Raw genomic sequence first — 12,854 nt, 5'->3', positions numbered from 1 at the left:
GGTTACCCCATCACCGCCGCCAGCGCCATGGCGGCACCCGCCTGAACCGGGTCGACCACAGCAATGCCAAGCCTGTCCTGCAAGGCCGCGCGGCGCGGCGAGAACCCGGCGCAGCCCAGCACGATGGCGCCTACCCCGGCTTCCTTCAGTTCCTGCCCGCGCGCCAGTGTCTGCTGGAACACATCGTCATTCGTGCCCACGTCATGCGCCGAGGCGTTGTTCAGCGGCAGTTCCGCCACCAGCCGCGACTCCACCCCCATTTGCCGGATGCGCAGCCGGTGCCGCGCGACCGAGGCCGCGCCCAGCGCGATGATCCCGAACAGGTCGGCGCGGCCCATGGCGGCAAGGATTCCGGCTTCTTGGATGCCCAGCACGGGCTGCGCCACCAGCGAGCGGCACAGCTCCAGCCCCGGATCGGAAAAGCAGGCGATGACATAGGCGCTGGCGTCGGGCCGGGCCTGCACCACCTCGGCCACGTTCAGCGCGGCCTGCGCGGCGTCGGCCATGCTGGCAATGGTCGCCGGGCCCTTGGCGATGCCGACAGTTTCGAACGCCGGGCCGGTGGGTGTGGCGAAAGGCGCCACCGCATCGGCGATGGCCTGTGTCACCGACGCCGTGGAATTCGGGTTGATGACAAGGATGGGGCCGCGCGCGCTCATTCCGGGGCGATCCTTGCGCCGAAATTGCGGGCCGGGTCCAGTTCCTTGACCCGGTGGCCCGGGCCGCGCAGGGCGTGGGGCGCGCGGGCGACGAATTGCCCCTGCCCCTCTGTCGCGCGCAATTCTCCGTGTTCGACGATCACCGCGCCCCGGTTCATCACCACCTCGGGCACGCCGGTCAGCTCCATCCCCTCGAACGGGGTGTAATCCATCGAGTCGTGCTGGCCGGCCAGCGTCATCGTGCGCGTCGCCTCGGGGTTCCAGATGGCAATGTCGGCATCCTTCCCCGGCGCCAGCCCGCCCTTTTTCGTCATGCCAAAGATGCGCGCGGCATTGGACGACCCAAGCGCCACGAAATCCTGCAACGACAGGTGCCCGCCCACCACGCCTTCCGAGAACAGGTAAGGCAGCCGCGCCGCGATCCCGGGCATCCCATTGGCGATCCTGGGATAGGGAATATCGCGTCCGTTCATGAATTTGCCCGTCTCGTCATAGCGATAGGGCGCATGGTCGGAACTGACCGAGTCAAACGTGCCCGCACGCACATGACTCCACAGCGCATCCTGCGTTTCAGCATCGCGCAGCGGCGGAGAGCAGACGAATTTCGCGCCCTCCATGCCCGGACGATCCAGCGCCTCGCGCGTCAGCGCCAGGTACTGCGGGCAGGTTTCGGCAAACAGCCGCGTACCCGCCAGCCGCTCGCGTTGAACGATGGCGGCGCCGCCGGCCGTCGACACATGCACGATGAACAGCGGCGCATCGACCAGCTTTGCCAGCGATACCGCGCGGTTGATCGCCTCTTCCTCGGCCAGCTCGGGGCGCGAGATCGCGTGATAGCGCGGCTCGGTCAGCCCGGCCTTTGCCAGCCGCGCGTTCATCCACTTGATCATGTCGTTGTTTTCGGCGTGGACCATGGTGATGACACCATGGGCGCGCGCCACGGTCAGGATGTCCAGCATCCCGCCATCTCCGATGTTCATCATGTCATAGGTCATGAACACCTTGAACGAGGTGATGCCCCGCTGGAAGGCGCGCGGCAGCTGATCCTCCAGCACCTCGGCGCTCGGATCGGTGACGATCAGGTGATAGCTGTAGTCGATGACCGACCGCGCGGCGCGAGCGTCATAGGTGGCGATCACGTCGTCAATGCTTTGCCCGCGATGCTGGGCGGCAAAGGGGATGAAGGACGAATTGCCTCCAAACGCCGCCGAGATCGACCCGCTGAGGTAATCGTCGGCGCCCATGATGCCGGATGAGCTTTCCTGCGCGATATGGGCGTGCGCCTCGATCCCGCCGGGCATGACAAGCCGGTTGCCCGCGTCGATGCGGCGGTTGCCGCCGTCCAGCCGTTCGGCCAGCGCCACGATGCGCCCGTCGCGGATGCCGATGTCGCCCCTGGCGGTTTCGCTGGCCGTGACCAGCGTGCCGCCGTGGATCACCGTGTCGAACTCCATCATCCTGTCCTTTCGTCAATCCGTGTCGCGGCGGCGCAGGTCGCGGGCGTCCTGCCAGGCGTACCAGCGGGTGAGAGCCCGCGCGCCCAGCCCCGCGAAGGGCCGGAAGGGCACCGGCGAAAATGGTAAATCGTCGAAGGCCGTTTCGCCGCCGGGCTGGCGCAGCATCCGTCGCGCCAGCTTTGCACCGAAGTATACGCTGCGCGTCACGCCCGAGCCACAATACCCCCCCGCGATCCAGACGCCATCGTCAATCTGCCCCAGATGCGGGCTGTGATCGGGGGTATAGGCGACGTAACCCGACCACGCGTGGTCGAATTCAACCGGGTCCAGCTGTGGAAACACGCGTTTGACCGAGGCGGCAAACGCGGCCTTGCGCGCAGTGGGTGACGCCCCCGCCCCGCCGATCCGTCCCCCAAAAATGAACCGCTTGCCGTCGGGCGTGGGGCGGAACCACATGAAGATGCGCCCCGATTCCCCGAACATGCGGCCCTTGGGCGTCAGGCTCGCCATCAGCTCGGGCGACAGCTCTGGCGTTGCCACGGCGGCGGTTTCGATGCGCACGATGCGCTTTGCCATCTGGGGCGTGCGGCTGTCGGCGTAGGCGTTGGTCGCGACGACCACCTCATCCGCGCGCAGCACGTCCCGCGCGGTCATCAACTCGACCCCTTTCAGATCGCGCCGCATGGCGGAAACGGCGCAGTCGGGCAGCAGCAGCGCCCCGGCCTCGGCGGCCTTGCGCGCCAGTTCCAGCACCAGCTTGCGCGGATGGATACCGCCGTCGCGGTGATAGATCACGCCGCCCCGGTAAAAGTCGCTGCCGATCTCGCCCCGCTGGTCGGATTGCGGCACCATGTCGGTGGGCAGGCCAAGGTTGCGGCCCAACCAGTTGCATTCGCGCGCGGTCGATTCGTAATCCGCGCGAGTGCGCGCGCCCCGGAACCGCCCGCGCATTTGCAGGTCACAATCCAGCCCCTCGTCCGCGACGAACTGTTCGAAATGGTCCAGCGCAAGGATGCCCTCGCGCATCAGGGCCAGCGTCTTTTCCTCGCCATAGCGGGCCAGCAAACCCGCCGAACCCAGCTTGTGGAAGCTGGGGCCAACCATGCCTCCATTGCGTGATGAACAGCCCGCCCCGATCCGGCCCGCGTCGAGAACGGCCACGCGGCGCCCGGCGCGCGCAAGGTGGATAGCCACCGTCAGCCCGGTATAGCCCGCGCCGATCACCGCCACGTCAACTGCGCGCGGCATCTCGGGCGCGGGGGTGGGCGCCGGTGCGTCGATCTGATCCCAGTAAACCGACTGTCCCCGCATCGCGCTAGTCCCGCAGGGTCCAGCTGTCGCGGTGGCGCGCGGTGGGGAACCGCGCCTCAAGCCCCAGTTCGGCGATACGGTCGATGCTGGCCTCGAACAGGGACCGCAGCACCGGCATCGTGTCAGGCTCCAGCGCGACGCGGCGCAGGGCGTCGGCGCGGCCGGCATAGGCATCGTAGAGCGCGCGCAAATCCTCGACCGCCGTTTCCTCCGATATGTCCACGCGCAGGTCCACCGCGTCGATCCCGTGTTCGCCCGTCACCCGCACGGCGGACGACCGCAGCGGGCCAAGCACCTCGCCCCCGGCATCGCGGCCCGCTTCGAGCGCGGCAACCAGCCGTTCACCCAAAGGCGCATCGGGCGCGGCCTCGAAGGCGGCGGCCATGGCATCGGTCACGCCGTCATTGGCAAGAATGTTGCCCAGCGCAAGGCAATCCTTGCCGATGGAATGGGTATAGATCGAATACATCCGCCGCCCGTGGTACACCGCCGCGCGCCCCCGCGCATCCAGCGCGCCAATCTGGCGCCATTCGATGGCCGAGGACGAGGCCGAGACCTTTGACACCGTGTCCTGCGCGGTTTCCCCTGCCGCCAGCAGCGAGATCCCCAGATCGCCCAGCCGGCTGTCGGTGCGGTGCTGCGACAGCATCGCGCCCTTGCCATGAGCCAGACGCAGGCAGCGGCTACCCACCGCCAGATCAGAGGTGGTGATCGCGCCGCCAAAGGCGCCGGTGCGGGCGCAACGGCCGATGATCGAGAATGTCACGAGTGTCTCCTTGTCACGCGAGGTCGGTGGCGGGCAGCGGCACGCCTTTTTCCTGCTCGGCAAACCGCGCCCACATGGAATCGGTCGCGGCCTGCGCCTCGGCGATGGCGGCGGGTTCGTCGATGGTGGTCAGCTGCCCGTCGCGCATCAGGAACCGGCCATCGACCATCGTATCGGTCACCACGCCGGGGTGGCCGTAATGCACAAGGTTCGAAACGGCCGAGAGACGCGGCGCCATCGCGGGCGTCATCAGGTTGAACACCGCCAGATCGGCCTTCATCCCCGGTGCGATCTGTCCGATGCCGGAGTGATCCAGCGCGCGGGCGGCATTGACGGTGGCATAGTTGAACACGGTCTGCGGCGCGGGCGTCACCGCGCGGCCATAGGCGCCCCGGTGCAGCGTCATCGCCATCTTCATGGCGTGGAACATGTCTTCGGTCATGTTGTCGGTGCCGATCACGATCTTCACGCCGTGATCCAGGATCGCCTTCATCGGCAGCGGATGCGGCCCCTTGGCCGACATCGAAGCCGGGCAATGCGCCAGCCATGTGCCGGTTTCGGCGAGCCGCGCCACATCGCTTTCGTTGCAGAAGGTCCAGTGCACGGCGATCAGGTCGTCGCCAAGGAAGCCGTTCCGGTCAAGGTACTCGGTCGAGGTGCAGCCATGCAGCGCCTCGACCTGCTGCTTCTCGCTGATGATCTGGCTTAGATGGACGGTGCGGCGCAACCCGTGCTGCTGCGCCAGCGCCTTCAACTCGCCCAGCATCCAGGGGCTGCAATTGTCGGGCGCATGGGCCGCGATCATCACGCGCACGCGGTCGTTTTCGGCGCCGTGAAAGCGGTCGATCAGGTCGCGCGTGCGGGTCAGGAAGGTTTCGCCAAAGTCGCGGTCGAACCGGTAGGTGCCGCGCCCGACCTCGGTGGTGACCGCATCGGCGCAGCTTTCGGCCAGCCACAGGCGCATCCCCGTTTCAATCATCGCAGGCGCGTAGTCGGCAACGTGGCGCAGCGGATCGACCATCGTCGTGGTGCCCGAGCGGATCGCCTCGGCACAGGCAAGGCGCGCGATGGCTGCGCGCTGTTGCGGCTCCAGCAAGTAAGACGCGGGCACCATGTACTGATAGACGAGGTTGCCCTCGATATCCTCGACCGTGCCGCGCAGCACCAGAAGCACGGCGTGGGTATGCGAGTTGATCAGCCCCGGCGACACCAGCCGCCCGCTGAAATCCAGCGGCTCGAAATCGGCAAACTCGGTCCCCGACAGCTCGGGCACGATGGCGGCGATCCTGTCACCCTCGATCGCGATATGCCCGGCGCGGACTTCGGGCAGCCCCGACTCGTGCGAGATGTAATGGGCGTTCTTCAGCAGCGTGCGGGTCATGTGCGGCGCAGGGCTCCGATGGCGGTGACGATCAGGGTCAGGATCACAAGCAGGGTGGCGACCGCCGCGATGGTCGGGTCGATGTTGTCCTGGATGCCTTCCCAGATCTGTTTCGGCAGGGTGGTGACCCGGCGCACGGTGATGAACAGCACACCCACGATTTCATCGAAGCTGACGATGAAGGCAAAGACAAATCCGGTCAGGATGCCGGGCTTGGCGGCGGGCACGATTACGGCCAGAACTGTCTGCCAGACCGAGGCGCCAAGGCTGCGCGCGGCGCGCGGGATATTGCGATCAAGGTTCGCCAGTGCCGCAAAAACCGAGATCGAGACATAGGGCAGCGCCAGCAGCGTGTGCGCCAGGATCACGCCCGCGCTGGTGTCGATCAGCCCCAGCTTCACCCAGAAGCGATAGAACCCCAGCGACTGCACCACCGGCGGCACAAGGATCGGCGTGATCAGCACCCAGCGCGCGATGGCCGAGGCCTTGTCGGACAGGAACCAGCAACCGATGGCAAAGGACGTGCCCAGCGCCGACGCGCAGGTCGCCACCACCAGCCCGATCCAGATGCTTGTCCAGGTGGCGTGCAGCCATTCGGGCGAGTTGAAGTAGTTCACATAGTGCTGAAGCGACAGGTGTTCCTTGGGCAGCCCGATATAGCTGGTGTCGGTCAGCGAGACCGGAACCACCACCAGCAGGGGCAGTACAAGGAAGGCGACGATCAGCCATGCGCCGGTCTGAAAGAAGATGCGGAAGGTCGAAAGGGGCATCACTTGCGCTCCAACAGCGCCGAGCGCAGGTTGACGAAACGGGCGGCGATCAGCAGCACCAGCGCGGTGGCGATCAGCAGGGCGACGGACAGTGCCGAGCCAAGGCCCCAGTTCAGGAATTCCTGGATTTGATAGGTGATGTATTCGGAAATCATCAGCACCCGGCCCCCGCCCAGCAGCGCGGGCGTCACATAGAACCCCAGCGACAGCACGAAGACCAGCAGCGCGCCCGACATCACACCCGGCACCGTCTGCGGGAAATAGACCTGCCGGAAGGCCGTCCATTCGCTGGCGCCAAGGCCACGCGCGGCCTTTACATAGGCGTCGGAAATGCCGCGCATATTGGTCAGCATCGGCAGGATGGCAAAGGGCAGCATGACGTGGATCATCGCGACCAGCACGCCGAATTCGTTGTGCATCAGCCGCAGCGGGCTGTCTATGAGGCCAGTGTCACGCAGCGTGTCGTTCACAAGGCCCGAGCGGCCCAGAAGCACGATCCACGAAAACGACCGGATCAGAACCGACACCCAGAACGGCAGGATCACCAGCGCCAGCATCAGCGGCGTCAGTTTCCCGGCGAAGTTGCTGATGGCATAGGCCACGACGTAGCCCAGGATCAGGCAGCCCAGCGTGGTGATGGCCGCGACCCGGAAGGTCAGGATGAAACTGGTGCGCACGGCGCTTGACTCGGCCATCTGCACGAAATTGCCGACGCCGGTCGTCGGCTCGGTAAAGGCGATTTCCCAGATGCCGAGCACCGGGAAGATATAGAAGGTCACCATGATCGCCAGCGCCGGCAGGATCAGGGCCCAATAGCGCATCTTGTCGCTGTTTCGGAACATCGGAACTCCGGGCGTTGACGGTATGGGTTGGGTCCGGCCTGCGCGGCCGGACCCGATGGGCCGATCAGTTGATCAGCGCATCCACGTACATTTCTTCGGCCGAGACCTGGTTCTTGGCGTACCATTCGTCCTTGTAGAGGATCTGGGTCGCCAGGTTTTCCGGGCTCGACGGGTTCCACGGTGCCAGCTCGGCCGGGACCAGTGGGGCGGCTTCGGGGTTGATCGGGCCAGAGCCGATCATTTCCAGCCACTTGACCTGCAACTCGGGCTTTTGGCCGTGGGCAATGAACTTCATCACTTCCTCGGTGCCGGCGGGGTTGTCTTTCGGGACCACCCAGATGCCCGGCGCGATGACGCCGCCATTGAAGCTGACATTGAAGCTGCCTTCGTCCATCTGGTCCTTCAGCAGATGCGCGCGGGTCGACCAGATGTTGCCGATCGCGACTTCCTCTTGCAGGAACAGGTTCTGGCTGTCGCTGCCCGAACCCCAGACGATGATGTTTTCACGCAGCTCGCGGAATTTGGCGATGCCGGCCTTGATGCCCTCGTCCGTGCCCAGCACGTCATAGACTTCGGCCAGCGGCACGCCCTGCGCCATGGTTGCGCTTTCCAGCATCCCGCGCACCGATTTGCGGAAGGTCCGCATGCCGGGGAAGTCCTTGGTATTCCACACGTCCGCCCAGTTCTGGGGCACGTTGCCGCCCAGCAGCTTGGGGTTGGTCGCCAGAACATAGGAATAGACATAGTTGCCGACGCCGTTGTTGTAGGCGGTGCCTTCCAGCACTTTGGACTTGTCGACGATGGAGTAGTCGATGGGCTGCGTGACACCCTGCTGTTCCAGGATGATGGCCGAGCCTGCGCCGCTGTCGCACAGATCCCAGACCACGGCGCCGCTTTCCACCATGGCGCGGATCTTGCCCGCCGAGGGGCCCGAGCCGTCGACCACGACCGGAATGCCGGTCAGTTCGGTGTAGGTGTCGCACAGAACCTCTTGCAGCACGTCCTTGGCGGTGCCACCCCAGTTCACGACGACGATTTCATTCGCCTGCGCAAAGGCCTTGCTGTTCAGCGCGGGCAGGATGCCCAGCGCGCCCATTGCCGCGACGAACCCGCGACGGGTCAGACGGCCCTGCTTGTAACGTTCAACAGCGATATCCGCGATATCGCGCTTGGCTTCGAAATCCGTTGTATCAGTCACAGTTCTCTCCTTGTTGGTCTGGTTCTTGTTGTTTCGTTCGGCTTAATCGTTGGTCAGCGGCACGCAGGCGTCCCTGTCCCAGCCGATGCTGACGGGCAGCCCGGCGCGCGGGTTGATCCCGGTTTTCCACGTCGGGCAGGAGACCAGCAGCTCTCCCAGCTGGTCGTGGGTCACGATCACCTGGCAGCGTTCGCCCAGATAGCTGACCTGTTTCACCGTCGCGGGCAGAAATTCCTGCCCCGGTTCCGCCAGCCGCAGCCGCTCCGGGCGCAGCGCCACACGGGACACCTGGCTGGCCGAGGCGCCCTTGGCGTCCACCTCGAATTGCGCGCCCTTGGCCTGGCAGTGGAACACGCCGTCGGCTTCACTCGAAACGCTGACATCGATAAAGTTCGATTTACCCAGAAAATCGGCAACAAAAGCGGTGCGCGGGCGGTTGTACAACTCGCCCGGGGCGCCCTGCTGCTGAATTTTGCCGTCGCGCAGAATCACGATGCGGTCCGACATCGACAGCGCCTCGTCCTGATCGTGGGTGACATAGATGAACGTCACGCCAAGCTGATCGTGCAGCGCCTTCAGCTCCCACTGAAGATCGGCGCGCAGCTTCTTGTCGAGGGCCGACAGCGGTTCATCCAACAGCAACACCTGCGGTTTGAACGACAGGGCGCGCGCCAGTGCGACCCGCTGCTGCTGCCCGCCCGAGAGCTGTTGCGGCATCCGGTCGGCGTATTGCTCCATCTGCACCAGCGCGAGGCATTCCGTTACCCGCGCCGCGATCTCGGCGGCGGGACGGCGGCGCACTTTCAGCGGAAAGGCCACGTTGTCGCGCACCGTCATGGTGGGAAACAGGGCATAGCCCTGGAACACCATCCCGAAATCGCGTTGTTCCGGCGGAGCGGCGGTGATTTCACGGTCGCGCAGGTGGATCGAGCCCTCGTCGGGGCGGATGAACCCGGCAATCGCGCTTAGAAGAGTTGTCTTGCCCGACCCCGACGGCCCCAGCAGCGTCAGGAATTCACCATCGGCCACGTCAAGATCGACATGGTCCAGTGCATGGACCTGCCCATAGCGTTTGACGGCGTTGCGGACGGAAAGAATGGGTGTGGTCATGAATGCCCCGGTTCAGCAGGTTTGACATCACGCCGCAGGAGAAAGCGCGATGGCCCGATGAACGCACGGGAGCCTAAAACAATGAAATTAAAAATCGCCCCGCAAGTATAATTCTAAATTATATGAATCGGGCATCAATTTGCCAGCTGCTCGGCCCCGTCTTTCAAGGCGCCCGCCATGAAGTCCTGAAACTGGATCGCAAGGTTCGAGGTGGGGAACAGGTTCGAGGTGACGGCATACATCTCCATTGGCAGCACCGGGGTCGTCGGGCGTACCACCACGCCGGGATCGCCCGGCCCCAGCAGGGCGAAGCTGTCCACCAGCGCCACGCCAAGCCCGCTGCGCACCATTTCCAGTGCTGTGGCCGTGTGGCGCACCTCGCAGAAATAGCGCCGTTCCAGGCCTTGCGCAGAAAACACCGCATCCACCGCCTGCCCCAGCGGTGTGGTACTGGCGTAAGAGATGTGGCGCACATGGTTCAGGTCGGTCACGGCGATTCGAGAGGACAGGGCCAGCTCGTGATCGGCGGGACAGACACACATCAACCGTCCTTCGCCGATTTGCCGCACCGACAGGGCGGAATGCCTTGGTTGCGTAATCGACAAGGCCAGATCGGCCCGCCCGCTGACCAGACGCCGAATGATTTCATCGACGCTGCCCAGTTCGATCGACAGGTTCAGCCGGGGCCGTGAGCGCATGAAATCAGCCAGCACACGCGGCAGAATACCATGGCCAATCGACGGAGTCGCCACGATGCTCAGCCGCCCGATGGTGCCGCCGCGCAACTCGTTGATAATGTTGTCGACGCGCTTTTGCTGCATGAAGAGATGTTGCGCCTCTTGCGCGATGTGCAGCGCCTCGCGTGTCGGCACCAACCGCCCGTGTTCGCGCCGGAACAAGGCAAATCCCACCAGATCCTCGGTATGGCGGATCATGTTGGAAATTGCCGGCTGACTGACCGACAGCAGTTCGGCCGCGCGGGCCGTGGTGCCCACTTCGATCACGGTTGAAAGCACTTCCAGCTGACGCGCATTGATCACAAGTATAACCTTTACTTATTCGACTGCCTCTCAAATTTATTTCACAGTGATATGCCGCCCGTCTAGCAATGAATTGACCACATGACGGGAGAGACGGATGAGCCGCAGGGAAATTTTTGCAGTTGCGCAGATGGGGCCGGTGCATCTGGCCGACACGCGGCAGCAGGTCGTCGCCCGCCTGATCGAGATGCTGCGCGAGGCACATGCCCGCGGCGCGCGCTGGGTGACCTTTCCCGAACTGGCGCTGACCACGTTCTTCCCGCGCTACATCTATGACACGCCCGAAGAATATGACGTGTTCTTCGAAGAGGGCCTGCCCTCGCCCGCGATGGTGCCGCTGTTCGATCTCGCCCGCGAGCTTGGCATTGGGTTTTACCTTGGCTACGCCGAGAAATGCACCGAAAACGGGCAAGTCCACCGCTATAATACCTCGGTTCTGGTCGGGCCTGATGGCACGATCCTGGGCAAGTACCGCAAAATCCACCTGCCCGGCACCGCCGATCCCATCGGCGATCTGGAATTCGAGCATCTGGAAAAGCGGTACTTCGAGGTCGGCGATCTGGGCTTCCCCACCTTTGCAACGCCTTCGGGCCGGTTCGGCATGTGCATCTGCAACGACCGCCGCTGGCCCGAGACGTTCCGCGTCATGGCGCTGCGCGGGGCCGAGGTGTTCATGCTCGGCTACAACACGCCCACCCGCAACATCCACCACCCCGAACCGGCGCATCTGCGCGAATTCCACAACCGCCTGAGCCTTGAGTCTGCCGCCTATCAGAACGGTGCTTGGGTGATGGCGGCAGCGAAATGCGGATCGGAAGACGGGTTCGCCATGATCGGCGGCTCGGCCATCATCGCGCCCACGGGCGAAACCGTGGCCCACGCGGTATCGGAAGATGACGAGGTCATCACCCACGCCTGCGATCTGGACCTCGGCGCCTATATCCGCCGTTCGGTGTTCGATTTCGCGCGCCATCGCCGGATCGAACATTACGGACCGATCACCGCGCAAACGGGGGTCGAGGTGCCGGAATGACATTCTCTATCGCCGGGCGCTGCCCCGAGACGGGCCAAATCGGGTTTGCCGTTACCACATCGTCGGTCTGTGTCGGCGCGCGCGTCGGCGCGGTAACCGACGGCTGCGTGGTGTTTTCACAGGCCCGCACCGATCCGCGCCTGCACCGCGTCGGGGTTGATTCCTGGGGCAAGACAGGGTCGGCACAGGCAACCCTGGACGCCATGCAGGCCGCCGCCGTGGCGCCCCACTGGCGCCAGCTGGGTGTTTTGCCCGCCACCGGAGAGGCGGTGCACCTGACCGGCGCCAGCTGCCTGCCCCATTGCGGCGGGCTGACCGGCGCCAACAGTCTTGCGTTGGGTAATTTTCTGGGCACCGACAAGGTGTTGCCAGCGCTGATCGAAACGTTCGAGGCGGAGAAAGGCCCGCTGGCCTGGCGGCTCGTAAAGGCCCTGCGCGCGGGCGAAGCCGCAGGCAGCGAAGTTGACCCGCTGCAATCCTCGGCCGTGATGGTGCTGGGGCAGGACGATCTGAAAGATGTGGACCTGCGCGTGGATTACGCTGCGGACCCTCTCGTCGCGCTGCAGGATCTGCTTGCAGACTGGCTGCCCAAGGCACCTGCCTACCGCCTGCGCGCAATCGACCCCGACAGCGCACCGTCGTCTTCGCTGGTCGAACGCAAAGGCTGAGACCGGCCTATCCCTTTGGATAGGTCGAATTGTCCGTATGATCCTCTGACGTGACGCGCCATTTGTGCGATGATCTTCCTGCAACCAAACGGGAGGATGCCATGTTCCAAATCCGGTTCGCTTCCATCGCTACGCTATCCGCCGCCTGCGTGGCGGCCCCCCTATGGGCCGCCGATCTGGCCACACCGACGGGCGAGGTTCTGCTAACTGTGTCGGGCGCGATCAGTGTTACCAACGGCGGTGAAACCGCCCGGTTCGACCGCGCGATGCTGGAACAGCTAGGCGCGGTGACCATCGAAACCGAAACGATCTGGACCGAAGGTGAACAGACCTTCACCGGCGTGCCCCTATCGCGTCTGATGGATGCCGTGGCGGGCACGGGCGACAGCCTGAACGCTACGGCGATCAATGACTATACCGTTGCCATCCCGCGCGAGGATTGGGTCGATGATGGCCCGATCGTTGCCTACCTGAACAACGGTGAACCCATGTCGGTGAGAGGAAAGGGCCCGCTATGGATCGTCTACCCCTATGATACGCACCCCGAGTACCAAAGCGAAGTGATCTATTCACGAAGCATTTGGCAATTGGACCGTATAGTCGTGGAGAATTGACACAC

General features: G+C 64.6%; 13 protein-coding genes. 3 read left to right on the top strand and 10 right to left on the bottom strand.

Annotated features, from left to right (window positions below; all coding sequences use genetic code 11):
* Nucleotides 1–2: 2 nt before the first annotated feature.
* The 10 genes from FGK64_RS15165 to FGK64_RS15120 all read right to left on the bottom strand — a co-directional run bounded on the left by FGK64_RS15165 (nucleotide 3) and on the right by FGK64_RS15120 (nucleotide 10,534).
* Nucleotides 3–659, bottom strand: coding sequence for an aspartate/glutamate racemase family protein (locus FGK64_RS15165; protein ID WP_138864677.1), 657 nt, complete (start codon nucleotides 657–659; stop codon nucleotides 3–5).
* Nucleotides 656–2,113 carry a dihydropyrimidinase gene (hydA, locus tag FGK64_RS15160; RefSeq protein ID WP_171054098.1) on the bottom strand — a complete coding sequence of 486 codons (1,458 nt, stop codon included), beginning with the start codon at nucleotides 2,111–2,113 and terminating at the stop codon, nucleotides 656–658. Before hydA ends, FGK64_RS15165 begins: the two co-directional genes overlap by 4 nt.
* A gap of 15 nt (nucleotides 2,114–2,128) precedes the next feature.
* Nucleotides 2,129–3,427 (bottom strand): NAD(P)/FAD-dependent oxidoreductase, encoded by a 1,299-nt coding sequence (locus tag FGK64_RS15155; RefSeq protein WP_171054097.1) that lies wholly within the window; start codon nucleotides 3,425–3,427, stop codon nucleotides 2,129–2,131.
* Between the two features lie 4 nt (nucleotides 3,428–3,431).
* Nucleotides 3,432–4,193 (bottom strand): DUF1028 domain-containing protein, encoded by a 762-nt coding sequence (locus tag FGK64_RS15150; RefSeq protein WP_171054096.1) that lies wholly within the window; start codon nucleotides 4,191–4,193, stop codon nucleotides 3,432–3,434.
* A 13-nt stretch (nucleotides 4,194–4,206) separates the two neighbouring features.
* The gene (locus FGK64_RS15145) at nucleotides 4,207–5,574 is read right to left on the bottom strand and encodes an amidohydrolase family protein (protein ID WP_138864673.1); all 1,368 of its coding nucleotides are present in this window, start codon (nucleotides 5,572–5,574) and stop codon (nucleotides 4,207–4,209) included.
* A complete protein-coding gene (locus FGK64_RS15140; RefSeq protein ID WP_138864672.1) occupies nucleotides 5,571–6,344 on the bottom strand; it encodes an ABC transporter permease in 774 nt (257 codons plus the stop codon). Before FGK64_RS15140 ends, FGK64_RS15145 begins: the two co-directional genes overlap by 4 nt.
* Nucleotides 6,344–7,186, bottom strand: coding sequence for an ABC transporter permease (locus FGK64_RS15135; protein ID WP_138864671.1), 843 nt, complete (start codon nucleotides 7,184–7,186; stop codon nucleotides 6,344–6,346). Before FGK64_RS15135 ends, FGK64_RS15140 begins: the two co-directional genes overlap by 1 nt.
* A 64-nt stretch (nucleotides 7,187–7,250) precedes the next feature.
* Nucleotides 7,251–8,384, bottom strand: a complete 1,134-nt coding sequence (locus FGK64_RS15130; protein ID WP_138864670.1) for an extracellular solute-binding protein — start codon at nucleotides 8,382–8,384, stop codon at nucleotides 7,251–7,253.
* Nucleotides 8,385–8,426: 42 nt separating this feature from the next.
* Complete coding sequence (locus FGK64_RS15125; protein WP_138864669.1) at nucleotides 8,427–9,494, bottom strand: ABC transporter ATP-binding protein; 1,068 nt, start codon at nucleotides 9,492–9,494, stop codon at nucleotides 8,427–8,429.
* Nucleotides 9,495–9,628: 134 nt separating this feature from the next.
* A complete protein-coding gene (locus FGK64_RS15120; RefSeq protein ID WP_138864668.1) occupies nucleotides 9,629–10,534 on the bottom strand; it encodes a LysR substrate-binding domain-containing protein in 906 nt (301 codons plus the stop codon).
* A 97-nt stretch (nucleotides 10,535–10,631) separates the two neighbouring features.
* Here FGK64_RS15120 and FGK64_RS15115 point away from each other — a divergent pair, with 97 nt between their 5' ends.
* From FGK64_RS15115 to FGK64_RS15105, 3 genes are all read left to right on the top strand, one after another.
* Nucleotides 10,632–11,567, top strand: coding sequence for an N-carbamoyl-D-amino-acid hydrolase (locus tag FGK64_RS15115; protein ID WP_210236582.1), 936 nt, complete (start codon nucleotides 10,632–10,634; stop codon nucleotides 11,565–11,567).
* Nucleotides 11,564–12,235: a DUF1028 domain-containing protein gene (locus FGK64_RS15110; protein WP_138864667.1), complete on the top strand. Its 672-nt coding sequence runs from the start codon at nucleotides 11,564–11,566 to the stop codon at nucleotides 12,233–12,235. The genes FGK64_RS15115 and FGK64_RS15110 overlap by 4 nt, the downstream gene beginning before the upstream one ends.
* A 101-nt stretch (nucleotides 12,236–12,336) precedes the next feature.
* On the top strand, nucleotides 12,337–12,849 hold the full coding sequence (locus tag FGK64_RS15105) for a putative pterin-binding protein (protein WP_138864666.1): 513 nt from the start codon (nucleotides 12,337–12,339) through the stop codon (nucleotides 12,847–12,849).
* Nucleotides 12,850–12,854: the final 5 nt, after the last annotated feature.

It is taken from the genome of Arenibacterium halophilum (genome assembly GCF_005938225.1).
GTDB lineage: Bacteria > Pseudomonadota > Alphaproteobacteria > Rhodobacterales > Rhodobacteraceae > Arenibacterium > Arenibacterium halophilum.
Note: the sequence above shows the minus strand (reverse complement) of the source record. Positions and strands in the feature narration are given on the sequence as shown.